Raw genomic sequence first — 23,979 nt, 5'->3', positions numbered from 1 at the left:
AAGTATCTCGGCAGCCTTTTCCCACTTTCCTTTGTAAACGGCATCGTTAAAATCGGGAATTAAATTGCCCAACGGACATCCGCTATGGCAAAATGGAATTCCACAATCCATACAACGGGCTCCTTGGTTCTTTAATTCACTTTCCTTTAAAGGTTTTGTAAACTCCTTATAGTTTTTGATACGTTCTTTGACAGGAGCGTATGCTTCGTCCTTTCTGTCATATTCCAAAAATCCTGTAATCTTTCCCATGTCTCAAATTATAAGGTTTGCATTTTTTCTTCTTCTAATCTAATAAGTGCTTGACGGTATTCTTCTGGGAATACTTTAATGAACTTAGGAAGATATTTTTCCCAATTTTCAAGAATACTTTGCGCCAAAGGACTTAACGTAGCATTGTAATGGTTCTCTATCAAATCTTTCAATTCTTTGATGTCTTTGTCCTCATCAACAGGATGAAGATTTAAGTGGTCTCCGTTACATTTCTGTCTGAATGTATTGTCCTTGTCGTAAACAAAGGCGATACCACCGCTCATACCAGCACCGAAATTTCTTCCAACGGAGCCAAGGATAACGGCAACGCCACCTGTCATATATTCACATCCGTGATCGCCAATTCCTTCAACCACTGCTTTGGCTCCTGAGTTTCTTACGCAGAACCGCTCTCCTGCTTTACCGTTGATGTAGGCTTCACCCGAAGTGGCCCCATATAAGGTAACATTTCCTGTGATAATGTTATCCTCTGGTTTTATGGTTGACTTAAACGGCACTTTGATGACCAATTTAGCTCCTGACAAACCTTTTCCAAGATAATCGTTGGTGTTTCCGTTGACCACCATGGTAAGCCCTTTAGTGGCGAAAGCACCAAAACTTTGCCCAGCGGAACCTGTAAAGTTCAATCTCAAGGTGTTTTCAGGTAAGCCGTCGGCACCATAAATTTTTGAAATCTCGTTACTAATGATGGCACCCACAGCTCTATCCGTATTGTAGATAGGGAAATCCAAAGTGGTCTTCTCTTTTCTGAATAGGGCAGGGTGGGCTTTGCCTATGATTTCAAACTCGATGGACTTATCTATTTCGTGATATTGTTTTTCCGTATTATGAAACTTGGTTCCTTCAGGTACATCAACTTGATAAAGAATTGGTGTCAAATCGATACCTGCTGCTTTGTAATGTTCAATGGCCTTTTTTCTGTCCAATTTCTGAACCTGACCAACCATTTCATTCAATGTTCTAAAACCAAGTTTGGCCATAATCTCACGAAGCTCTTGGGCTACAAAATACATGTAGTTGACTACGTGCTCGGGTTTTCCTTCAAACTTTTTACGAAGTTCAGGGTTCTGCGTGGCAATGCCTACGGGGCATGTGTTCAAATGGCAAACACGCATCATTACACAACCGGATGCTACAAGCGGAGCTGTGGCAAATCCAAATTCTTCTGCTCCCAAAAGGCATGCGATTGCAACATCCCTACCTGTTTTTAACTGCCCGTCACATTCCAAGGTTACCCTGTTTCGTAGGTCGTTCAGTACCAAAGTTTGTTGGGCCTCGGCTATTCCAAGTTCCCAAGGCAGGCCAGCGTGTTTTAAGGAAGTTAAAGGTGATGCCCCAGTTCCTCCATCAAATCCTGAGATTAAAATGACATCGGCCTTGGCTTTGGCAACACCAGCGGCTACCGTTCCCACACCAACTTCTGAAACTAATTTCACATTGATCCTTGCTTCTCTGTTGGCAGATTTTAAGTCGTAGATCAACTGCGATAAATCCTCAATGGAGTAAATATCGTGGTGGGGAGGTGGAGAAATCAACCCAACATAGGGAGTTGAATTCCTTGTTTTTGCAATGGCGGGGTTTACTTTTGGGCCTGGCAACTGACCACCTTCACCTGGTTTTGCCCCCTGAGCCATTTTAATCTGTATTTCTTGTGCACTGGTAAGATAGTTGGAGGTTACCCCAAATCTACCTGAGGCCACCTGCTTTATGGCACTGTTTTTCCAGTCACCGGTTTGACTTTTATAGAAACGAGCCGAATCCTCTCCTCCTTCACCTGAATTACTCTTGCCTCCAATTCGGTTCATGGCAATCGCAAGATTTTCGTGGGCTTCCTTGCTGATACTTCCGTAGGACATGGCCCCAGTTTTAAACCTTTTTACAATTTCTGTCCAAGGTTCAACTTCTTCAATGGGAATAGGGTCGTAGTTCGAAAATTCGAACAGTCCACGGATGGTCATTAGGTGTTTGGATTGCTCATTGACCAATTTGGAATACTCTTTATAGGTATCCGGCTCGTTATTGCGTACCGATTTTTGAAGCATGGCGACACTTAATGGATTGAACATGTGCTTCTCGCCATTTCTTCTCCATCGATACTCTCCACCAACCTCAATATCGAGATTGGCTGCTATTTCCTGTGATAGGAACGCCTTTTTGTGGCGTTTGGTTACTTCTTTCTCTATTTCATATAGCCCAATTCCCTGAATACGGGTCGGGGTGTTTGGGAAATATTTGTCCACAACCGTGGTATTTATTCCGATACACTCGAAAAGTTGTGAACCTCGGTAGGAGTTAAGGGTAGATATCCCGATTTTGTTCATTACCTTGAGTATACCCTTACCGATGGCCTTGTTGTAATTTTTGACCGCTTCTTCGAAAGTATAATCGGTAATGTTGTTCTCTTCGATTTGTTCACCAATAATTTCGTTTACCAAATAAGGGTTGATGGCACTTGCGCCGAAACCGAACAACAAGGCAAAATGATGTACTTCACGTGGTTCGGCAGATTCGATGATGATGCTTAATTTGGAGCGTTTTCCTAATTTTCTTAGTCCGCTGTTTATATAGGAACATGCCAAAAGTGCTGGTATAGGGGCCATTTCGGCACTCACCATTCTATCCGATAGGATGATGATGTTTGCATCCTCATCAATGGCATCGGATGCTTGTTGTAAGATGGAATCCAAGGCTTCTTCCAATCCATTGTGCCCTTTTTGGATTTCGTAGAGCATGGAAATGGATACCACCTTGTAGTCCGGACTGGCATCATAATTTTTGATTTTATCCAAATCCTCTTTGGAAATAACAGGGTTTTGGATTTTTAGCTTACGGCAGTGCAATTCTGAAAAATCAAAAATATTGTGATCACTTCCAAGTGTGAGACTAATATCTGTGATTAATTCTTCTCGAATACCATCCAGTGGTGGGTTGGTTACCTGGGCGAAAAGTTGTTTAAAGTAGTTGTAGATCAATTGCGGGCGCTCGGACAGCACGGCAATTGGTGTGTCGGACCCCATGGAACCAATGGGTTCTTTACCATTTTGGGCCATGGGCATTATAATGGTATTGATGTCTTCTTGGGTGTATCCAAAAGCTGTTCTTCGGGTTTGCAAAGGGAATTCGCCGAAGAAAACAGGACAATCATTATATGGTATCTCTTTTAAATGCACCAAGTTGTCCTTCAACCATTTTTTGTATGGATGTTTTTTGGCGATATGCTCCTTGATTTCCTCATCATTTATAATTCTTCCTTCCTCCATGTTTACCAAGAACATTTTTCCGGGCTCCAGTCTTCCGTGAAATTCAATGTCTTCTGGTTCCAATTCAACTACACCGGTTTCCGAGGACATGATTACATATCCTTGTTTGGTAACGGAATATCTTGATGGACGTAGTCCGTTCCTGTCGAGTACGGCACCAATATAATTTCCATCCGTAAAGGGTATGGATGCCGGTCCATCCCATGGTTCCATGAGGCAGGAGTTGTATTCATAGAACGCTCTTTTGGCCTCGGACATATCGGGGTTTTTTTCCCATGCTTCGGGAACCAACATCATCATCACTTCGGGCAAGGAGCGACCTGTCATTAAAAGTAGTTCGACCACCATATCCATACTTGCGGAGTCGGACTTGGCTGGCAATACAATGGGAAGTATCTTTTTAATGTCTTCACCAAACCAGTCACTTTCCATCAATTCTTCGCGTGAGCGCATGCGGGAAACATTTCCTCGTAAAGTGTTGATTTCTCCATTATGGCACATGTACCTAAAGGGTTGAGCCAAATCCCACATTGGGAATGTATTTGTGGAGAATCTTTGGTGCACCAATGCCAAGCGTGTAACAACGCGAGGATCTAAAAGGTCTTCGTAATACCTGCTTATATCCTTTGGTACCAAAAGCCCTTTGAATATGATGATTTTAGTGGATAGGCTGGGCAGGTAGAAAAAATCCCTTTCCGATAGTTTGCTTTCTATTACAGTGTGCTCTGTAATTTTACGGGCAATAAAAAGTTTAAGATTGAACTGGAAATCGTCCAAGTCTTTCCCTTTGGCTACAAAAACCTGCATTACATAAGGTTCAGTTTCGGCAGCTATTCGTCCTGGAACGGAACGGTTAACGGGTACATCTCTCCAACCTAATAATTGGAGCCCTTGCTTTGCTATGTTTTCTTCAAGAACCTTTATGCAAAAATCACGCTGGTTTTGCTTTTGAGGCAGAAATACATTTCCTACGGCATATTCTCCTGCTTCTGGCAGATCAAAAGTGCAGGTATCCACGAAAAAATCATGGGGTATATCTATTAATATTCCTGCACCATCTCCAGTTTTTCCATCGGCACTTACAGCACCTCTATGCTCTAATTTATCTAGGATTTCGAGGGCTTTGTGTATTATGTCGTTAGACTTTATTCCTTTGAGGCTACAGATGAAACCTGCACCGCAGTTATCATGCTCAAATTCCGGTAAGTATAAACCTTGTTTCTCCAATCTCATCATTAACGTATTTCTTCAAAAATATCAAAATACATAAATAAATTGTAAGGTTTTTGTTGATTATCAGATAAATAATTAACGTAATGTTTAAGAGGTTAAAAAAAATTCATTTTAAGAATATAGTGAATATTAAATTATCATTATCTCAAATTGAGTGAAGAAGATGTGCCTTCCCCTTAGTTGGGAAGAGTGTTCAGTGTAATTGGGGTATGTTTAAGGGTGGTTTATTTCTTAAAAGCAGGGGGCGTGGAAGATAAAAAGCTTTTTAGGGAGGGAACCCCCTCTTTTTGGGAGGGGTGATGATTATTTAATCGCTAAGGATGCTTCTTGAGATAACGATTTTCTGAATTTCGGAGGTGCCTTCATAAATCTGGGTGATTTTGGCATCTCGCATTAAGCGTTCTACGTGATAATCTTTTACGTATCCATTTCCACCATGAATCTGCACGGCCTCAACAGTAGTTTCCATTGCAACTTCGGATGCATATAGTTTGGCCATGGCGCCAGAAAGCGTGTAATCGTTGCCAGCATCTTTGTCGCAAGCTGCCTGATAGACCAAATGGCGTGCTGCTTGTATTTTGGTGTGCATATCGGCCAATTTAAAGGCAATGGCTTGGTGATTCGAAATTTCTGTGCCAAAGGCTTTTCGCTGCTTGGAATACTGTAGTGCCAGTTCGTAAGCTCCAGCGGCAATACCTAGAGCTTGCGCGGCAATTCCAATTCTTCCGCCCGCCAAGGTCTTCATGGCAAACTTAAACCCAAAGCCATCTTCTCCTATACGGTTTTCTTTGGGCACTTTTACATCGTTGAACATTAAGGAATGCGTATCACTCCCTCGAATGCCCAGTTTATTTTCTTTGGGGCCTATATCAAAACCTTCCATGCCTTTTTCAACAATCAAGACATTTATGCCACGATGACCTTTGTCTCTGTCTGTTTGTGCAATCACCAAGTAAACCTCGGCCTGGTTCCCGTTGGTAATCCAATTTTTTGTTCCATTTAACAGGTAATGGTCGCCTTTGTCTATGGCCGTTGTTTTTTGCGAAGTCGCATCACTTCCTGCTTCTGGTTCGGATAAGCAAAAAGCACCTATGATTTCTCCCGAGGCCAATGGGATCAGGTACTTTTCTTTTTGTTCCTCAGTTCCGTAGGTTTCAAGTCCCCAACAAACCAAAGAATTGTTTACTGACACCATTACCGAAGCGGATGCATCAATTTTCGACAATTCTTCCATGGCCAATACATAGGATAGGGTGTCAAGACCGCTTCCTCCGTATTTTTCGTTGACCATCATTCCTAAAAATCCCAGTTCTCCCATTTTTTTAACAAGGTCATTTGGAAATTTTTGGCTTTCGTCACGCTCAATTACTCCGGGTAAAAGCTCATTTTGGGCAAAATCTTTTGCCGCTTGTTGTATCATTAACTGTTCTTCGGAAAGTGTGAAATCCATAAAAATGAATAATGTTTAAAAACTACCTGCAAATATAGCTTTACAATATTAATATTATATAAATAAGTGTAAATAAATGAGAATGATTGAATTTTTAAATGTCTTTTAAAAAATCGATATTTCTCTTTCACATTTTTTTATATCAATAAGATTATGCGGAAATATTCATTTTGAATATCTTTAGCCGCACAGATAACTACTCATAAAATATTATTCCTTAATTAAACCAAACTTAACATGGAGACCCTTTTAGTTGTCATTTTTGTAATTGGATATTTGGCAATTACCCTAGAACATAATTTAAAAATAGATAAACTTATTCCTGCGTTGGCCATGATGGCCATTTTGTGGGCCTTGATGGCATTTGGAATAGACGGCTTTACCACATGGTTCGATTCCGGCAACCATGCATTGTTGGAAAACTTTGGAGCTTTTGGACACGAGGAAAAGATGGAGCTCATGGAAGAGACCCTTTTGCACCATTTAGGTAAAACCGCAGAGATTTTGGTTTTTCTTCTTGGGGCGATGACCATCGTTGAGATTATCGACTATTTTGATGGATTTGCCACCATAAAGTCATTTGTAAAAACAAGAAGCAAAAAGAAGATTCTTTGGATTTTCTCATTTTTGGCCTTTATATTATCCGCAATCATTGATAACCTTACCGCTACGATTGTACTTATTTCCATCCTTCAAAAAATTGTGAAGGACAGGGATGTTAGACTTTGGTATGCAGGTTTGATTATTGTTGCAGCAAACGCTGGAGGTGCGTGGTCGCCGATTGGAGATGTTACCACCACTATGTTGTGGATCGGCGATAAGGTTTCCACGGCGATGCTTATAGAGCACTTGTTGATACCATCTTTGGTTTGTATGCTTGTGCCTTCTTTTATTGCATCCTATCTCCCGGCTTTCAAAGGAGAAATTGATGTAGATGAAGAAGATGGTGGAACAAACTCAAAATATGGGCCCAGAATGCTTTATTTGGGCTTGGCGGCCATTGTTTTTGTGCCAATTTTTAAAACAGTAACCCATTTGCCGCCTTATGTAGGAATGATGTTGTCCTTAGCAGTAGTGGCTACTTTTGCTGAAATTTACAGTAACAAGAAAATCGCTATATCGTCCATAAACCAAGAAAGTGATGAGCATTCACACCACAGTCCGGTGCATAGTGCCCTCACCAAGATAGAATTACCCAGTATTTTGTTCTTCTTGGGTATTTTAATGGCTGTGGCCGCTTTGGAATCTCTCGGCTTGCTGTTCAACTTTGCCGAAGGATTGAAGCAAGGAATGCCATTGATAGGAACAGAAATGGCTGGCACCCAAGTTTCCGACCTGGTTGTTGTACTATTGGGTATTGGTTCTGCAATTATAGATAATGTACCTTTGGTAGCCGCCAGTTTGGGAATGTTCTCCGAGCCAATGGATGACCAATTGTGGCATTTTATCGCCTATTCGGCAGGAACGGGTGGTAGTATGCTTATTATTGGTTCTGCAGCAGGTGTGGTAGCCATGGGAATGGAGAAAATCGACTTCTTCTGGTATCTTAAAAAGATATCATGGTTGGCCTTTTTAGGGTTCATTGCCGGAGCAATTTGCTTTATGGTGATGCGATATTTGTTCTAAAAAATACTTTAGTTCAAAAATCTCCGTTATAATTGCAACTTAAAATTGGGGATTTTATATGAATATTTTTCAAGAAGTAACGGAAGGCGCTGAGGCAACAGCCTCTATTTCCGAGGAAAAGACCTTATCCGTAATCGATCTTATTGTAAATGGAGGGGCAGGGAGTGTTATAATCATTGTGGTACTCTTTGTGCTTCTTTTTGTAGCCATGTACATTTATTTTGAGCGCATTTTTGCCATCAAGGCGGCGTCCAAGATAGATAAGAACTTCATGAACCAGATTCGTGATCATATTAGCAATGGCAAATTGGAGGCAGCAAAATTGTTGTGTGCCCAGACAGATTCTCCCGTGGCGCGACTTATCGAAAAAGGGGTGGCTAGAATTGGTAAGCCTTTGGACGATATCAACACTTCCATTGAAAACGCAGGTACGCTTGAGGTGTACAAGCTCGAGAAAAATGTAAGTGTTTTGGCCACTGTTGCTGGTGCTGCACCAATGATCGGTTTCTTGGGAACCGTAATTGGTATGATTTTGGCATTCCACGAAATGGCAAGTAGCGGAGGACAAGCCGAAATGGGCTCATTGGCATCCGGTATCTATACGGCAATGACTACAACAGTTGCCGGTTTGGTGGTAGGTATTATCGCTTACATTGGTTATAACCACTTGGTGAACAGGACAGATAAGGTAGTGCATCAAATGGAAGCCAATGCGGTAGAGTTTTTAGATCTTTTGAACGAACCTATATAAACCTTTAGCTATGAAACTGAAGGGAAGAAACAAAATAAGCCCGGAATTCAGCATGTCATCAATGACGGACATTGTGTTCTTGTTGTTGGTGTTTTTCATGTTGACGTCCAATGCACCGAATGCGTTGGATTTGCTTTTGCCAAAGGCAAAGGGTAAATCGACGAACACACAGAATGTTTCGGTTACCATTGACAAGGATCTGAAATATTTTGTGAACAACGAGCAAATCAACAAAGAATACATTGAAATTGAATTAAAAAAGGCACTTGAAGGTCAAGAAAAGCCTACAATCATCCTCAGAGCAGAAGAAAACGTGGCCATTAAAGAAGCGGTCAACGTAATGGACATTGCTAACAGGAACAGTTACAAGGTTATCTTGGCAGTGCGTCCAAAATAATGTCCTTTTTAGATACGAGACACAAGAAAAAATCCTTTACGCTTACAACACTTTTGTTAAGCGCACTGCTCCTATTGCTTTTTTATATTGGATTGACTTACCTAGACCCGCCCATTGAAAACGGAATCGCGGTCAATTTCGGAACCATGGATTACGGTAGTGGAGAGGTACAGCCTACGGAGCGAATAAGGTCGGAACCAAGAGAGGTTCAAAATCAGCCAGAGCCCGAAGAACAGGTGGAGCCCGCTCAACCAGAAGAAACAGTTTTAGAAGAAGCTCCAGTTGAGGAGGTTTTGACGAGCAATGATGAGGAGACCATTAAACTGCGACAACAGGAAGAAGCCAAACGCAAGGCAGAGGAAGAAGCTGAAAAAGCCAAAGCTGAAGCAGAACGTATTGCCCGAGAAAAAAGAGAAGCCGAAGAGCGCAAGAGACAAGAGCAAGAAGCCAAGAAAAAAAGCGTTGATGCTTTGATTGGCGGAATTGGGAAGTCGGACGGAACCACGACCGGCAGCGAAGGCGACGATGATAAGGCTGGAGATAAAGGCCAACCGGATGGAGACCCATATGCCACCTCGTACTATGGTGCACCTGGCAGTGGAAGTGGAACTGGAGGTTATGGACTTAGTGGGAGGTCGTTAGCTGGCAAAGATGTAGTGCGGCAGGAATGCAATGAGGAAGGTCGAGTTGTGGTAAGGATAGTGGTGGATAGAAATGGAAAGGTGATTCAAGCACAGCCCGGCGTAAAGGGCACCACTAATAATGCGCCATGCCTCTTGGAGCCCGCCCGTAAAACGGCTATGCTTCATCGATGGAACCCGGATTCCAACGCGCCAGCACAGCAAATCGGGTTTGTGGTCGTCAACTTTAAATTGGGGCAGTAGTGACCTATAAAGAGACTTTGGACTGGATGTTCGGTCAACTTCCGATGTACCAACAAAAAGGTGCTGCGGCCTTGAATGCCAAGTTGGACAACATCATCCACTTTTCCAATGTATTGGATAATCCAGAGAGAAAATTCAAAAGTATTCACGTTGCCGGAACCAACGGAAAAGGTTCCAGTAGCCATATGTTGGCTTCCATTCTTCAGGAGGCCGGCTATAAGGTTGGACTCTATACTTCGCCACACCTAAAAGACTTTAGGGAACGCATCAAAATAAATGGAGAGGTAGTAAGTAAGAAATTTGTAAAGGATTTTATAGAGGAGAACAAAACCTTTTTTGAATACCATAAGCTTTCCTTTTTTGAAATGACCGTTGGCATGGCTTTTAGCTATTTCGCGGAAGAAAAAGTAGATGTTGCCATAATCGAGGTAGGATTGGGAGGACGGTTGGATTCCACCAACATCATAACTCCCGAAGTGTCGCTAATCACTAATATTGGAATGGACCACACCCAGTTTTTGGGGGATACTTTGGAAAAAATAGCCTTGGAAAAAGCAGGGATTATTAAAGCAAATGTTCCAGTGGTCATTAGCGAGACCCAACCCGAGACAAAGATGATTTTTAATCTGATTGCCCATCAGCGAAGATCCAACATTGTTTTTGCGGATGCAGAATCTTCCGTGGAATATAAAACGGATTTGTTGGGTGAATACCAGCAGAAAAATATCAACGGAGTGGTGGCATGTATTCGTCAGTTGAAGAATTTTGATGTTCCCGAAAGGGCAATTGCTGACGGACTCACAAAAGTTGTGGAAAATACCGGCCTTTTGGGGAGATGGCAAGTGCTACAACATAGACCTTTGGTGGTTTGTGATACGGCGCATAACAAAGAGGGGCTTGAGTTGGTCTTGGAGCAAGTTAAAAAACAATCGTACGATCAACTCCATATTGTCCTTGGATTTGTTAAAGATAAAGATGTAAAGTCCGTTTTGCCGTTATTTCCCAAAGATGCCAAGTATTATTTTGTAAGGCCAAGTATTCCAAGGGGTATGGATGCTATTCAGCTAGAGGAACTTGCTCAAGAAGAGAGGCTTAAGGGGAAGGTGTGCAGGTCTGTAAAAAAGGGGTTGAACAAGGCGTTAAAAAATGCGACAAGCAATGATATGATCTATGTTGGTGGCAGTACTTTTGTTGTTGCAGAAATAGTGTGATTTTTTCTTCTTTTTTGTTTTTTAAATCAAAAACTGTGTTATATTTGCACTCCCATTTAGGAAAATGAATGGGCGCTTAGCTCAGTTGGTTCAGAGCACCTCGTTTACACCGAGGGGGTCGGGGGTTCGAATCCCTCAGCGCCCACTTTTAGAGTTTAAATCAAAACAAAACCTTGCATATCTTATTGATTTGCAAGGTTTTGACGTTTTAGGACATACATTTGAATTGGTTTGATTTGATATGTTTTGGTTTGCAATTCGGTTAGTAAATTTTTTTGTCAAAAGTGTTAACCGGATAAGCATGTAAACAACTATATTACAGTGACTTAGTATTTGACTTTCGTAGGTGATTTTCATTCAATTTAAAACAAAACCTATGAGAACCCGGTCTACATTTTCAATCAGTTTCTGGATAAGTACTGCCCGAAGAAATGACGGCAACGCAAAGATTTATGCCCGGATCACCGTTGATTCGCAAAGGGCAAACATGAGTTTAAAGTATACTATCCCGAAAGAGATCTGGGACAGTAAGGGGTCGAAGGTTCTGGGGCGAACAAAAGAAGCGCAGGAAATCAACACTTATCTGATGGAAGTTGAAACAGAACTATTTCAATGCTATCGTGAACTTCGGTCTAGAACGTCCCATGTAAATCTTCAACTAAAAGTGGACTGAACTTGGTCTAAAGTTAAGTGATGGTTTTGTTATCTTCAAGGCTAGCCTTGAAGATGGATTCATTAACCATTTAAATCACTTAAAAATGACAAAGAAGAAGAACACGGAATCAATCGTAAAGGACATCAAGAGAAAGACAAGGCGGAAGTTCTCCGCCGAGGAAAAGATCCGCATCGTGCTTGAAGGGCTCAAAGGGGAGGAATCGGCATCCGGCATATGCAGGCGAGAGGGAATCGCCCCTGCCCTGTACTACCGTTGGAGCAGGGACTTTTTGGAGGCCGGGAAGAAACGCCTGATGGGCGACACCATGCGTGAGGCCAATACCAGTGAGGTAAAGGAACTCCGTGGGGAGAACTCCGAGCTCAAGGAAACGGTGGCCGAGCTATTGCTCCAAAACCGGGTGCTCAAAAAAAGTACCAATGGCTTAGGGTAAAATGGAGGAAGTATATGCGATTTACCCAACAGGAGAAATACGAGATCATAAGGCTCGTGGAGACATCTGAGATAGGCGTGAACAGGACATTGAAGGAAACAGGGGTCAACAAGAGCACCTTCTACAATTGGTACGGCAAGTACCTCGAAGGTGGCTTTGATGGGCTTGCCCCGAGCCAAAGGGCCAGGAACACCTATTGGAACAGGATCCCCGACAAGATTAGGTCGCAGGTCGTGGAGATGGCTCTGGACTTTCCGGAGGAATCCTGTCGTGGACTTGCCTGTAAGATGACCGATGAGCGGGAATACTATATCTCCGAGAGCAGTGTTTACCGTATCTTGAAGTCCAAGGGGTTGGTGACATCCCCAGCCTTTGATACCATTGCCGCTTCACAGGAGTATAGGGACAAGACCCAAAGGGTACACCAGATGTGGCAGACGGACTTCACCTATCTGAAGATCGTGGGATGGGGCTGGTACTATCTCTCGACCATTTTGGACGATTACAGCCGTTATATCGTACATTGGGAACTCTGTCCCTCGATGAACGCAGGGGATGTGAAGAAAACGGTGGGAAGGGCACTGGAAAAGGTGTCGCTGCCCAAGGGGCAAATGCCAAGGCTCCTGTCGGACAACGGTCCCTGTTACATCAGTGGCGAACTGAAGGAGTTCATAAAGAAAAAAGAGATGGAGCATATCCGGGGAAAACCGAACCATCCCCAGACGCAGGGCAAGATAGAGCGTTACCACCGTTCGATGAAGAACATCATCAAACTGGACAACTACTATCTACCGGGGGAACTCAAGGAAAGGTTGGAAGAGTTCGTGGACTATTACAACAATAGGAGATACCACGAATCATTGGACAACCTGACGCCGGCAACCGTATATTTTGGATTGGACAAAAAGATATTGGAAAACCGTAAATTGATAAAGAAAAGAACGATGCTCAAAAGAAGGAAAGAGCACCAAATTCAAAAGTTGAAACTATGACTTAACTTTGGACTGGGCCAGTTCAGATTCGTTTGAAGACGTACATGCCACCAAAAGGCGTTAATGAAAGAATGATTTTACTTGAGGGGGCTTTAGAAAGTTCGATGAGCAATTCAGATATTTTCACACACGTATATAGCAGAACAGGAAATAATTTAAAAGAACTGGTTTATTATACAACCAAACAAGACGAGTTTATGAAAATACTCAATGGTGCTTTAGAAAAGCACGATGTTTTTCCTATTGAAATAAACTTTTATGAGGACAGGGAGTGGACTGACTTCAAGAAGGTACTGAAAGATTTTAAAAAGAAATAAAGTTCAAAAAAACGATTCATAAGCAATGAAAATTCCAGAGATAAAATTGATTTCAAATCCCGAAACTAAAGAAGCAAGAGAAGCTTTGGGGTTTCAGTGGAATGAAGTTGCTGGGACAAGGCACAAACTGGGAGGTGAACCTGATGGTATAACGGAAGAACAGTTCCCTAAATGTGATTCATGCAACAATCCAATGAGTTTTTATGCTCAAATCGATTCGATAGGTGATAATTATAATCTTGCCGATTGTATGGTAATTCATCAATTTGTATGTTTTGATTGCTTTGAAGTAGCGTGTAAACTGAATCAAACAAAAGTTTAAATAAACGAAAATTACATCGAATAAATTACGTTGAGGATTCTGAGAGATGTATCTTACAAATTGAAGTACGAACCATAATAAGCAGAAAATCAAATCTGAAAAAGACTGAAAACCAATATGCACAAGCAAATTATTCCATTTGTTTTTCTGATTTCGTTTCAGCTTAGCATTGCACAAATAACATTGACGCACAATACCGGGAATTCACCTGTACCTTCGGATATGTATTCTTGTGATTACGAAGAGATATGGGCTAGAGCCTTTAGACTTTCCGATTTTGGTATAACAATAAATGAACAATTCATCATAAACTCTGGACAGGTTGCAATTAGCAACTCTTATGACGGAGCGATGTTAGTCTTTAGTATTTATAGTATAGATTCTAATTTTCCCAATTCAGAACCCAAGAGAGTCAGTTACGGCAACGTAGTAACCGCTCCAGAGATAGGTGACACACCAGAAATTGTACAAATTGAATTTGCAAATCCTGTTGTTGTTCCTGCCAACGTGGAAAGGATTTTGGTGGAGGTTTCCCAGATGGATGACATATATAATGATGATTTCAAAAAAATTAAGATTGCAGGTAACCAATTTGATGATGGTAGTCCCTCTTATTTTCGAGGCTGTAGACAATATTACTCCTTCGTGTCCACGGAAGATTTGGCTACACCAGTGCCCAACGCCAACTTTTTTATCAATGTTACTGGTGAAGCCTTGCCGGCACAAAGCACGGGCGGCACTACGGTGCTATCCCATAGTGTTTGTGAAGACTTTATTGATGCTCATATTTTTGGTTGTAGTTCAGGGGGTATGAGCTGGTCAAGGGATTTTTGGTTGGAAGATTTCGGTATTTCCACTGAAGAGGAATTCATATTGGAGCGAGGACAAGTAGGTATCAATTATGCAGGATGGGGTGTCGAAATACAATTTAGGGTGTATGCCATCGATGACAATTTCCCAACTTCATTCTCTGATACGGATTTGCTCGGAAGCAGTGAACTCATTCGAATACCCAATTTTGGCACTTCCAATCTAAATACCCCAAGAATTTTTGATGTGGAATTTGACACTCCCATAATAATTCCAGCAAATGCGGAAAGAATACTGGTGGAAGTTTTTCAAACAAACAATGCGTCCTACCCCACGAGTACCATAGAAGATGACGGAGCCGTTTCATGGATTAAATCATATCACGGAGGGTGCTACCCTTTGGGGGAATTTGTAGATGTTAAAGATTTAGGGTATCCAGATGCTAAATTCTTTATAAATGTAACCGGAGATGTTGATCACGTAACCAACAATTTTGATATGGATATTTCGAACATCTGTTTGGAGTTCTTAAAGGAATTTGGCGTTGTTCCAAATACCAATGTTGCATCCGTGACATGGGATTTTGGAGACCCTGCTTCGGGAGTCGAAAATACTTCTACCGACATATCTCCTTTTCATGATTTTTCTGCGGACGGGGTCTATACAGTTAACGCTACTGTAACGGACACCAATGGCAATATGGAGGTTATTACCGAAACCATTGATGTCAAAGAACCACCCAATGCTTATGGCATCAATGATATATACGCATGTGAGGACAATTTTAATACTGGTATTTCTTCTACTTTTGATGTTTCTAATGTGCGACAACAGGTCTTAGGTGGACAAAATAATAAAGTGGTCACCTTTATCGATGGAGCAGGTAACGAATATGATGTATTGCCCAATCCTTTTACCAATACCGTTGCAAACAGGGAAACTATAACCGTACGGGTGGCCCATGATGATAATCCCTGCTGCTTTTCAGAAACCACCTTTGATTTAATTACAAACCCTGTACTTGACTTGACCTCGGTTTCAGACTTGGTAGTTTGTAGCAATGAGACAGATGGTTTTGCGTTTTTTGACCTTCAACAACTTCGTCAAGATATTTTGGATGTAAATGGCTCCGTAGATATTTCTTTTTATCACGAGAATGGAAATCAAATACAGGAACCTTTGGGTGCCGTTGAGAATTTGGTTGTCAATGAAGAAGTAATTACAGTACGTGCGATTGAACCAACCAATAATTGTTACAACGAAACTACCTTTAAAATTATGGCACACCCTTTGCCAACGGCCAGCACTTTGAACACCCTAGTAGGATGTGATGATAACAATGATGGCATTTCAGAATATTTTGACACTTCGAATATAGAATCAGAAGTAGTCGGAAATCAAGCTAACATAGTGGTATCCTATTTTGATGCCAGTGGAACTCCATTACCAAGCCCCCTACCCAACCCTTATACCAATATATTGGCCAATGAAGAAACCATTACGGTTAGGGTTACGAACGAACTCACCAATTGTTTTGAAGAAACACCATTGTTGCTCAGAACGGCAACACAGCCACAAATCAGTTCCCCGCAGCCCATATATGCTTGTGACCAGGGTAATGGTTTTGCCCAATTTGTTACTGCTGGAATCGAGGCGGAAATAATAGGTAATCAGACTGGTTTGACAATCAAGTTCTACAATGATGATGGGGAACAATTGCCTAACCCGTTACCTGACATGTTTCAAAATATGGAAGCTTGGCAACAAACCATCCATGTACTTGTCGAAAACGAACTAAACGATTCGTGTTCTTCTGAAACAAGTCTGGACCTCATAGTACAGGAACTCCCAATGGTAAATTTGGACTCTTCTTATTTTTTGTGTAATCTGGAGCCTTTCTTACCTATCAGCGTAGCTTCTGGATGGGATAATTACAATTGGATGTATGAGGATGGTAGTATCATTTCCACAACCTATGAAGCTAATCTGACAGAGGCTGGAAAGTATACCCTTTTGGTTGGAGTAATGGTGAATGGCATTTTCTGTGAAAACAGTTATGAATTTGAATTGATACGTTCGATGCCCCCGACCATAACCGATGTGTCCTACCAACAGTTATCGGACAATAATTCCATCGAGATCACTGCTTCCGGCGATGGGGACTTTGAATATTCGATAGACGGTGTAAACTTTAAGGACTCCCACATATTTACCAATCTTATTGGCGGTAAGTATACGGTTTTTGTTAGGGACAAAAATGGTTGTGGAGAAGATTCCGAAGAAATTGTCGTAATTGATTATCCTAAATTCTTTACTCCCAATCATGATGGTTACAATGATTTTTGGCATATTCTTGGGATTGATGCATATCCAAATGCAGATGTTTTGATATTTGACCGATATGGTAAGTTATTGAAGCAACTTTCGTCAAGTGATATAGGTTGGGACGGCACTTACAATGGAGATGAAATGATGTCCAATGATTACTGGTTCAAATCGGACTTAGGTAACGGAACTGTTTTTTCAGGTCATTTCACATTAAAAAGATAAGTTACATTATGGTAAACAACCTTGGGAAGTTTAAATAAACGATTCAAAGTGAACAACTGTTTTAAAAGGATTCTTTCGGTCCTACTGGTCTGTTTCTTTGCTGCTTGTGGCAGAAAAGAGAAATCCCCTTTGGACATACCTAATGAACCGAAGAAAAAAATAGAGGTTTTAGTTAATCGCAACGAGGTGGTTTTTCGAATAGCACACCATCTTGCCGAAACGGACAAAGATTTTGCAAGACCCAACCCTGTCCGCGATACTTTGGAATACTATTTTAATGACTATGTGAATCATTCGGTTATTAACACACTTCAGAATGAGGATATCGGATATGATGATGTAGTGTCCCAGTGGCTTCTCCATCAAAAGGAGTTCCCGGATTTTGGGAACTTACATAATGACTCGATAACGATTCAAGAAATGGAATTGGATGGTTATGTCGGAATAGATACCCTATATAATAGGATTTACTCCGAACTATACGATTTCTATAGGGAGGCCAATGTAGAAAAGTTCCTTAACGAAATGGACTATTGGTACAGCGGTGCCGTGAATGAAATTAAACGAGCCGCTGCCCAGTTTGACGTGGTCCAGCAGATGGAGGAATACTGCCGAATGGAGAATTACCGATATGTGGTCTCCCCTGAGCCCCTTTTTATTACGGGTGGGTCAAGAGGTATTGGCCCAACTATCTACACGGAAAACGGAAAGATTTGTTTCCAGTTCATTAGTCCTTCTCCCAATATTGATTTTCAAGGTGCAAATTATAACCCAGTTACTATGGGCTACGGATATACGGACAATTCATATATCCGAACCATACTGGTTCATGAATTTGGTCACTCTTTTGTAAATTTGGATTTGAGTATTGCGTCCAACAAGGTATTTTTAGATGAAAAAGAACATCTCTTTACAGAGGCAGTGAAAGAGCCATTAAAGCATACAGGTATCGGCGATTTTCACACATATATCGTTGAGCATATAGTGCGGTTATTGGAGGTAAGGATTGCCGACCTTTACATAGGAGCTAAGGAAGCGCAAGAACTTAGAGATGCGAACAAAGCTTTCATTTGGCTTCCGCAAATGGAAGAATTGATCATCAGTGAGTACGAATCGAAACCTGACATCTATAAAAGTCTTGATACTTTTATTCCAGAATTTTTAAGCGTGGTTGAATAACCAGTTGCAATAAAATTGGAGATAAATACAAATAAACGATCAAGATATAAGACCTCAATGCCCACCAACAACAGTAACCGTTGCACAAGCCCTTGATCGGACATAGAATGGATTGATATGAGCTCTTTACGGGGCTTTTTTCTTGTCGACTCAGAAGTTGTAATTCAATTGTTGATACTTTAGGGAAGGCCCAAATAGCAATTGAAAGGTACTTTTCACCAATGCCACCGAAGCAAGTATCCTCGCCCCGCTTTTCACCCTTTTTTGTTCGAATTTCAGGTACTTCTTCAGGTTGTAGGCTATGGCCGATAGGTGCATCGCCTTGTTCGCCTGAGCTAGAGCCTCCATCCAAGGAGCCTTGCGATTAATTTTTGAAGAAAAAAGACTGATATCGACCAAAGAGGCTGCCTTGGCCTGCCGTATGTCCGTTACTAAGTTCACAGCATTGTTCAAAGATTTAATGGGTTCAACCTTTTCAGAATTTGCTTTGCAATATCGGGTAAAAGGCGCCTCTTTTCAGCTAAAAAACTCCAATCTAACTCAGGAGACCGTAGCTGTAAACTGGGGATTTGCCGATGCCAGCCACCTTCATAAATATTTATAAGAATCTTAAAATTTAAAAAGGTAAAACATTAACAGAACCCATGATGGATTTACATTCCAGTGGAACGCGTGTCCATTTTTACCGGATTGTACAGCGTACGTTTTATCGTCTTCGATTTAGTTCCTTTTTTCAAGACAAAACTGTAGGTAAAACGAGTGGCTTCATTCTTAGTATACTCGATTATACAATCACTGTTATTAAATGACCAGCCTGGATAAGTTTTAGCGATTTCGCTGCCAAGACTGTATGGAATCCGTACATCTTCATAATACTCTTCAGACTCTAGAATAGTACCGTCATGGGCGTAAATGGCCTTAATATAATTGGCATCCGATTCAAAAACTACGGTATAGGTAATATGTTCATTTATGCTATAAATGCGATTTTCGGTAATATCATAGTCTGCTGCAACATTTTGTAAACGCTTTATGCCTAAGGCTAAAGTTGGTGCAACGTCGTTCCTTGAATTTAGATACTGCTCATTCTGAATTTTAGAGGATCTAGATGTATGGACATTCACTTTATTTGTCGTATTCATAGCCAAGTTTTCCTGTGCAATTGTAAGGTTGGCTAAGCCTACAATAAAAAGAACAATTATCAGATTTTTCATTTTTGAGAGGTTTTTTAAATTAAATTGATTAAATCTTTTCGACTGGTAAAGCGTAACAAAGTAGGATACTTCTAAAGTATTGGATAAGACTTGCTCAGCCATCAATTTGGCATAGACTACCAATCAACAGGGTATAGACAATTAATAGACAAATCAGTTACTTGAATTGTAATAATCAGAAAATCAGGATTTTATAAATCCTGAATAAAAAGGTCCAAATCAGTGTTTTCGGAGAGATTCAACTTTTTTCTTAAGCGATAACGACTTGTATTTAAGGAAGCCAGAGTGATGTTTTGAAGCGTAGCAATGCTTCGACTCTCAATTTTTAAACGAATTAAAGAGCAAAGACGTATCTCATTTTTACTCAAATCAGGATAGTTTTGCGTGAGCTTACTGTAAAATGTATTACTCAGTTTGTCCAAGCGTTCAAAAAATTCCCGGGTGTCGGTATCAACGCTAATTTTATTCGCTATCGTATGGTCTAGTTCTTCTATCAAAGCTTCCCGTTCCTTGGCATCTGCTTGCTTAATAGCACTTAATTGATTGGCCAATGCCTTGGCCCAATCCTGATCTTGCGTCAATCTAATGGCAAAATCCGAAAGATCCCGTTCCCTGGATTTAATTTCGGTATTGAGCTGTTCTACCTTTAAGGCTGTATTTTCAAACTTTTGTTCAGTTAATAATTGTTTGTTCTTGGCGTTGACCAAATGTTGACGCCGGTTTAAGTAAAGTACGATTAACAAAATGATAAAAACGGAAGATAGTACCCCTGAAAACCAAAGTCTGGTGCGTTGACTTTTTATCTTGTTTTCTTTTTGAATACGGTCTATTTTAAAATTAATTGCTATTCTATCAACAATAGCATCATTGAGCTCGGTCTGCCATTTTTCATCCGCAATTTTTGCGATTAACTGAAGGCTATCTGCGTATGCATTAATCTGTTGTGATGTAGCATAAGCTTCAGGAATCTTATTCTGTTGTTTCAGTAAAAACTCCTTAGCTTCTAAATACTCTAATTTGGAATTCGAACCTAAACTATTCCTTTCCTCATGTGAAACAACAATTGCTTCTAGTTCCTTAAAAGTGCGTTGCGCTGCTGTCAAACGATTTAAATATGCGTTCGTAGTGGTCAGTTGAGCACCTGCACTTATTAACCTTGGTATGTCTTTAGTGTGAGTTTTCTCATTAATGGCGGTTTTAAAAAACTCAAAATTTGTGGCATACAAGGGTTGTGCTTTTGGGTAATCACCACGTTCTGTGTGAATATCTGCAATATTATCTCGAATGCTTCCTATTAAAGTATGATTGGGATATGATGCTTTTGTAATAGTATAGGCTTTCTGAAAATAGTGCATGGCAGAATCCAAATCTTTCTTGTGCCAATAAAAAAAGAGGCCATAGTTATTTAATGCCGAAGGATAATAAATGTAATCGAGTGACTTGGTATATTCTAAATTCTTTTTATGCTGAATTGCAGCACTGTCTAATTCGTTTAGTTCAGCATAATTTTGAGCAAGTATACTGCGAGCATAAGTTAACATTTCTATATAAACATCGCGCTCCTTTTCAGTTAGGTTGCCTTCATGTGCTTGGTAATGTTTAAAAAAATTAAGGTATGATTTTATGGACTCCTTCGGAAATCCAACTTCCATAAACCAATTACCCGAGTGCAAATAACTGTCTAAAACAAAGCTATGATGCCCATCAATATTCTTTAATAAATCTAAACGTTTGTAATGAAGCGACAAGTAGTTCTGCAGTTGGGATTCAGAAAAAGATGAGCGCCTATACGTTTTAATGTCATCCTCTGGAAAATCAACGGCTATGGAGTCGCTTATCTTTTGAAATTCTGTAAATGCCTTCTCACTACTTAGTAATGCGTTTTGCGGCCACAGTTGAAACGCAGTCAAAAAATACATAAAACATATACTCAAATAAGAAGGTTTTATCATTCGATAAAAAATAGGATACAAGTTCTAAAGGTATCAATTTTGTGGCGTTTGTAAAAGTAAACCTCCCTCTACGCTATAGTCTATAACTTGAAAAAATTTTGCAACAGCATTGATTAACTTATTAATGTATGTTTGATTCAGTTTAAATTTTCCCAGGTTATTTGTTTCTTTTTGGGACGATTTCAATATTTTTATTTTCTATAGGATATGCTCATATTCTCGCTTTCATATTAAATTGCATTAAGGTGTGTGGGATTTATAACATCAGTGCTAGTTGTTGGTTGACAGTAGCTTACAATAATATAGATGGTTCAGTCATCCCGACGCATTTTAGTGTTTAGTTTGGCATAAATGTTTGTTTAATATTTTATGGCTAAATTTGATATCTACGAAGGAAGATTACCAAAAGAGGTTTGTAATCCGGTTAGTATTAAAAGCACAAGCAAGGAAAAACCTAGTAAACATAAGGGTTGGCAAGTTGGGTTCGAATCCCTCAGCGCCCACAACAAAAACGCCTTCGATTTTTCGAAGGCGTTTTTGGTTTCAAACAGTAATGGACTCCCCAATATCCAGAAGCATCAATTTCTTTCCTTTTTTTTCGAAATACTCAACTGCCTTGGTTTTATCAATTTTAATAGGAGGGAAGGTGTCGTAATGGCATCCTATCACTTGGTTGCACTCAATAAAGTCGCTGGCAATGGTAGCGTCTTCATAACCCATGGTAAAATTATCTCCGATCGGTAAAATTGCAATATCCAATTTTGGACATGTTTTAGGAATCAGTTCCATGTCCTTGGTCAAGGCAGTATCCCCAGCAATGTAAATGCATTTTGAATCGTCCCAGAGCACAAACCCTCCAGGATTGCCCCCATTGCTTCCATCGGGCAGCATGCTGGAGTGGATGGCATTCACGTATTTGGCGGTGCCAAAATCAAATTTAAACTTACCGCCATGGTTCATGCCATGTCCGTCGATACCTTTGTTGGCCAACCAACTAACTACCTCAAAATTGGAGACCAATAAGGTTCCCGGATTGTTCTTGGCTATGGCTTCCACATCAAGAACATGGTCTTGGTGGCCATGGGTCAGAAAAATATAGTCGACCTTAAGGTCATCAATATTAATATCGGATGCCATCTCGTTGCCGGTAATAAAAGGGTCGAATAAAATATTCTTCCCGTTCATCACAACTAAAAAAGTCGCATGCCCTAAATAGGTAATTTTCATAGTGTATATTTTTTATTTGATGTGTAAAGTTGAAAGCTTTTTGCCCATTTTATAAAGTTAACAAGAACACTGGTCAATTTCAATTCGAAATGGAAACCTTGAAGATTCTTATGCATAATTTTTTGAATCAATAAAATACGATTGAAGAAAAAGAACTTAACTTTGCAGCATGATTGCCACGATTTGTAGAAAAGCCCATTTTAACGCCGCACACAGGCTCCATAACCCAAAATGGAGCAAGGAAAAGAACATTGAAGTGTTCGGAAAGTGCAACAGCCCTAGTTTTCACGGTCATAACTTTGACCTTGAGGTGAGGATAAAGGGCGAGGTTGACCCGGATACTGGGTTTGTTATGGATTTGGCCGATCTGGGTGCTTTGATCAAGGATGAGGTTGAGGAGCGTTTTGATCACAAAAACTTGAACGAGGATTGTCCAGAGTTTAAAAATCTACTCCCGACAACGGAGTACTTCGTAAAAGTCATCTACGATATCCTAAAACCAAAGCTTAAAAAGGGACAATTGTTACATATTACCCTGCACGAGACATCAAAGAACTCTGCAGAGTATGGAGATTGGGATTAATTTCCGATATTGCACCCCGTTTTCAAAGGGATATTAGCTCAGTTGGTTTAGAGCGCTGCCTTGACAGGGCAGAGGTCACTGGTTCGAATCCAGTATATCCCACTTTTTCTACTCATATTCAGAAATTCTTTTTCTTAGTTTTTGGTTACTGCGCTCCAAGCGTTCGTTTTGGTTACGTAAACCGTCCAATACCTTTTGCATGGCTTGTAGGCTTTCTTGTTGTAGGCTGATGATTTGTTCTAGGTCTGATCGGGAAAAACTTTTGCTCATGGTTTGTGATTATATTCAAAAAAAACTTTAAAATATTTATTTGAATCGTTAAAAGTAAAATTAAAATATAAAAAATATTTTAATGAATATAATAAAGCATAAATTTAAGATAAAAACATATAGAGTTAAGTGACTATTTTTGATACGGAACAACTTCCCAACATGGAAAAAGAAGTATTCAATCGTATCAAAGCAGTTTTGGCTGAGAAGGGAAAAACCAATAATTGGTTGGCGGATGAATTAGATATGAACCGGACAACAATTTCAAAATGGTGCAGGAATGATATGCAACCAAGGGTTGAAACACTATTTCAAATTGCAAAAGCTTTGGACGTGGATGTTCGGGAACTTCTTGTTTCAACGAAATAAAGTTCA

At 40.5% G+C, this 23,979-nt stretch carries 20 protein-coding genes, 2 tRNA genes and 2 pseudogenes (1 of these 24 running past the window's edge); 16 read left to right on the top strand and 8 right to left on the bottom strand.

All coding sequences use genetic code 11. The annotated features are described in order from the left end of the window. The 3 genes from MURRU_RS03765 to MURRU_RS03755 form a co-directional block, all read right to left on the bottom strand. Window positions 1-249: the 5' end (the start) of a glutamate synthase subunit beta gene (locus tag MURRU_RS03765; RefSeq protein ID WP_014032092.1), read on the bottom strand. The gene continues 1,218 nt to the left of window position 1, outside the view; the window shows 249 of its 1,467 coding nt (coding positions 1-249); the start codon lies at window positions 247-249; its stop codon lies beyond the left edge, outside the window. 8 nt (window positions 250-257) lie between these two features. Beyond that, complete coding sequence (gene gltB, locus MURRU_RS03760) at window positions 258-4,763, bottom strand: glutamate synthase large subunit (RefSeq protein ID WP_041801288.1); 4,506 nt, start codon at window positions 4,761-4,763, stop codon at window positions 258-260. 307 nt (window positions 4,764-5,070) lie between these two features. After that, window positions 5,071-6,213, bottom strand: coding sequence for an acyl-CoA dehydrogenase (locus MURRU_RS03755; RefSeq protein WP_014032090.1), 1,143 nt, complete (start codon window positions 6,211-6,213; stop codon window positions 5,071-5,073). A 237-nt stretch (window positions 6,214-6,450) separates the two neighbouring features. Here MURRU_RS03755 and nhaD point away from each other — a divergent pair, with 237 nt between their 5' ends. The 12 genes and pseudogenes from nhaD (at window position 6,451) to MURRU_RS03690 (ending at window position 18,358) form a co-directional block, all read left to right on the top strand. Further along, on the top strand, window positions 6,451-7,839 hold the full coding sequence (gene nhaD / locus MURRU_RS03750; protein ID WP_014032089.1) for a sodium:proton antiporter NhaD: 1,389 nt from the start codon (window positions 6,451-6,453) through the stop codon (window positions 7,837-7,839). A gap of 58 nt (window positions 7,840-7,897) precedes the next feature. Then, on the top strand, window positions 7,898-8,590 hold the full coding sequence (locus tag MURRU_RS03745; protein ID WP_014032088.1) for a MotA/TolQ/ExbB proton channel family protein: 693 nt from the start codon (window positions 7,898-7,900) through the stop codon (window positions 8,588-8,590). Between the two features lie 10 nt (window positions 8,591-8,600). After that, the gene (locus MURRU_RS03740; protein WP_014032087.1) at window positions 8,601-8,987 is read left to right on the top strand and encodes an ExbD/TolR family protein; all 387 of its coding nucleotides are present in this window, start codon (window positions 8,601-8,603) and stop codon (window positions 8,985-8,987) included. After that, on the top strand, window positions 8,987-9,871 hold the full coding sequence (locus MURRU_RS03735; RefSeq protein ID WP_014032086.1) for a hypothetical protein: 885 nt from the start codon (window positions 8,987-8,989) through the stop codon (window positions 9,869-9,871). Before MURRU_RS03740 ends, MURRU_RS03735 begins: the two co-directional genes overlap by 1 nt. Next, window positions 9,871-11,082 carry a bifunctional folylpolyglutamate synthase/dihydrofolate synthase gene (locus MURRU_RS03730; RefSeq protein WP_014032085.1) on the top strand — a complete coding sequence of 404 codons (1,212 nt, stop codon included), beginning with the start codon at window positions 9,871-9,873 and terminating at the stop codon, window positions 11,080-11,082. Before MURRU_RS03735 ends, MURRU_RS03730 begins: the two co-directional genes overlap by 1 nt. A gap of 70 nt (window positions 11,083-11,152) precedes the next feature. After that, window positions 11,153-11,227 (top strand) — tRNA-Val (locus tag MURRU_RS03725). Between the two features lie 231 nt (window positions 11,228-11,458). Then, entirely contained in the window at window positions 11,459-11,755 is a 297-nt protein-coding gene (locus MURRU_RS18200) for an Arm DNA-binding domain-containing protein (protein WP_014032084.1), read from the top strand. Between the two features lie 85 nt (window positions 11,756-11,840). Next, window positions 11,841-13,180 (top strand): annotated as a pseudogene (locus MURRU_RS03710) (IS3 family transposase). Window positions 13,181-13,224: 44 nt separating this feature from the next. Continuing rightward, window positions 13,225-13,497, top strand: a complete 273-nt coding sequence (locus MURRU_RS03705) for a DUF695 domain-containing protein (protein ID WP_083816269.1) — start codon at window positions 13,225-13,227, stop codon at window positions 13,495-13,497. Between the two features lie 25 nt (window positions 13,498-13,522). Then, window positions 13,523-13,819, top strand: a complete 297-nt coding sequence (locus MURRU_RS03700) for a hypothetical protein (RefSeq protein ID WP_014032080.1) — start codon at window positions 13,523-13,525, stop codon at window positions 13,817-13,819. A 117-nt stretch (window positions 13,820-13,936) separates the two neighbouring features. Next, window positions 13,937-17,179: a T9SS type B sorting domain-containing protein gene (locus tag MURRU_RS03695; protein WP_014032079.1), complete on the top strand. Its 3,243-nt coding sequence runs from the start codon at window positions 13,937-13,939 to the stop codon at window positions 17,177-17,179. Between the two features lie 48 nt (window positions 17,180-17,227). After that, window positions 17,228-18,358: a DUF4932 domain-containing protein gene (locus MURRU_RS03690; RefSeq protein WP_187289870.1), complete on the top strand. Its 1,131-nt coding sequence runs from the start codon at window positions 17,228-17,230 to the stop codon at window positions 18,356-18,358. A 150-nt stretch (window positions 18,359-18,508) separates the two neighbouring features. Here MURRU_RS03690 and MURRU_RS18260 read toward each other — a convergent pair. After that, window positions 18,509-18,697 (bottom strand): annotated as a pseudogene (locus MURRU_RS18260) (hypothetical protein); the annotation flags it as partial. A gap of 82 nt (window positions 18,698-18,779) precedes the next feature. On the opposite strand from MURRU_RS18260, the gene MURRU_RS18195 reads away from it, so the two are divergent. Beyond that, window positions 18,780-18,962 carry a helix-turn-helix domain-containing protein gene (locus MURRU_RS18195; protein WP_417870661.1) on the top strand — a complete coding sequence of 61 codons (183 nt, stop codon included), beginning with the start codon at window positions 18,780-18,782 and terminating at the stop codon, window positions 18,960-18,962. A 49-nt stretch (window positions 18,963-19,011) separates the two neighbouring features. Here the strand turns inward: MURRU_RS18195 and MURRU_RS03675 are convergent, their stop codons facing one another. From MURRU_RS03675 to MURRU_RS03665, 3 genes are all read right to left on the bottom strand, one after another. Further along, window positions 19,012-19,674 (bottom strand): hypothetical protein, encoded by a 663-nt coding sequence (locus MURRU_RS03675; protein ID WP_148261476.1) that lies wholly within the window; start codon window positions 19,672-19,674, stop codon window positions 19,012-19,014. An 89-nt stretch (window positions 19,675-19,763) separates the two neighbouring features. Beyond that, window positions 19,764-21,524, bottom strand: a complete 1,761-nt coding sequence (locus MURRU_RS03670; protein WP_148261475.1) for a transcriptional regulator — start codon at window positions 21,522-21,524, stop codon at window positions 19,764-19,766. A gap of 543 nt (window positions 21,525-22,067) precedes the next feature. Then, window positions 22,068-22,751, bottom strand: a complete 684-nt coding sequence (locus MURRU_RS03665; RefSeq protein WP_014032074.1) for a metal-dependent hydrolase — start codon at window positions 22,749-22,751, stop codon at window positions 22,068-22,070. Between the two features lie 169 nt (window positions 22,752-22,920). Between MURRU_RS03665 and MURRU_RS03660 the strand changes: the two genes are divergently transcribed. Then, window positions 22,921-23,334, top strand: coding sequence for a 6-pyruvoyl trahydropterin synthase family protein (locus MURRU_RS03660; RefSeq protein ID WP_014032073.1), 414 nt, complete (start codon window positions 22,921-22,923; stop codon window positions 23,332-23,334). 27 nt (window positions 23,335-23,361) lie between these two features. Then, window positions 23,362-23,436: transfer RNA gene (locus MURRU_RS03655), tRNA-Val, on the top strand. 6 nt (window positions 23,437-23,442) lie between these two features. Here the strand turns inward: MURRU_RS03655 and MURRU_RS17740 are convergent. Further along, the gene (locus MURRU_RS17740) at window positions 23,443-23,604 is read right to left on the bottom strand and encodes a hypothetical protein (protein WP_014032072.1); all 162 of its coding nucleotides are present in this window, start codon (window positions 23,602-23,604) and stop codon (window positions 23,443-23,445) included. Window positions 23,605-23,766: 162 nt separating this feature from the next. Here MURRU_RS17740 and MURRU_RS03650 point away from each other — a divergent pair, with 162 nt between their 5' ends. Next, window positions 23,767-23,973: a helix-turn-helix transcriptional regulator gene (locus MURRU_RS03650; RefSeq protein WP_041801772.1), complete on the top strand. Its 207-nt coding sequence runs from the start codon at window positions 23,767-23,769 to the stop codon at window positions 23,971-23,973. Window positions 23,974-23,979: the final 6 nt, after the last annotated feature.

The organism is Allomuricauda ruestringensis DSM 13258, from assembly GCF_000224085.1.
Taxonomy (GTDB): domain Bacteria; phylum Bacteroidota; class Bacteroidia; order Flavobacteriales; family Flavobacteriaceae; genus Flagellimonas; species Flagellimonas ruestringensis.
This window is presented reverse-complemented; position numbering and strand designations above follow the sequence as displayed.

Coding starts and splice junctions, on each gene's coding strand:
- MURRU_RS17740 (WP_014032072.1), bottom strand. CDS start 23,604: ATGAGCAAAAGTTTTTCCCGATCAGACCTAGAACAAATCATCAGCCTA.
- MURRU_RS03650 (WP_041801772.1), top strand. CDS start 23,767: ATGGAAAAAGAAGTATTCAATCGTATCAAAGCAGTTTTGGCTGAGAAG.
- gltB (WP_041801288.1), bottom strand. CDS start 4,763: ATGAGATTGGAGAAACAAGGTTTATACTTACCGGAATTTGAGCATGAT.
- MURRU_RS03675 (WP_148261476.1), bottom strand. CDS start 19,674: ATGGCTGAGCAAGTCTTATCCAATACTTTAGAAGTATCCTACTTTGTT.
- MURRU_RS03735 (WP_014032086.1), top strand. CDS start 8,987: ATGTCCTTTTTAGATACGAGACACAAGAAAAAATCCTTTACGCTTACA.
- MURRU_RS03705 (WP_083816269.1), top strand. CDS start 13,225: ATGCCACCAAAAGGCGTTAATGAAAGAATGATTTTACTTGAGGGGGCT.
- MURRU_RS03745 (WP_014032088.1), top strand. CDS start 7,898: ATGAATATTTTTCAAGAAGTAACGGAAGGCGCTGAGGCAACAGCCTCT.
- nhaD (WP_014032089.1), top strand. CDS start 6,451: ATGGAGACCCTTTTAGTTGTCATTTTTGTAATTGGATATTTGGCAATT.
- MURRU_RS03700 (WP_014032080.1), top strand. CDS start 13,523: ATGAAAATTCCAGAGATAAAATTGATTTCAAATCCCGAAACTAAAGAA.
- MURRU_RS03755 (WP_014032090.1), bottom strand. CDS start 6,213: ATGGATTTCACACTTTCCGAAGAACAGTTAATGATACAACAAGCGGCA.
- MURRU_RS03665 (WP_014032074.1), bottom strand. CDS start 22,751: ATGAAAATTACCTATTTAGGGCATGCGACTTTTTTAGTTGTGATGAAC.
- MURRU_RS03740 (WP_014032087.1), top strand. CDS start 8,601: ATGAAACTGAAGGGAAGAAACAAAATAAGCCCGGAATTCAGCATGTCA.
- MURRU_RS03660 (WP_014032073.1), top strand. CDS start 22,921: ATGATTGCCACGATTTGTAGAAAAGCCCATTTTAACGCCGCACACAGG.
- MURRU_RS03670 (WP_148261475.1), bottom strand. CDS start 21,524: ATGATAAAACCTTCTTATTTGAGTATATGTTTTATGTATTTTTTGACT.
- MURRU_RS18200 (WP_014032084.1), top strand. CDS start 11,459: ATGAGAACCCGGTCTACATTTTCAATCAGTTTCTGGATAAGTACTGCC.
- MURRU_RS03695 (WP_014032079.1), top strand. CDS start 13,937: ATGCACAAGCAAATTATTCCATTTGTTTTTCTGATTTCGTTTCAGCTT.
- MURRU_RS18195 (WP_417870661.1), top strand. CDS start 18,780: ATGTCCGTTACTAAGTTCACAGCATTGTTCAAAGATTTAATGGGTTCA.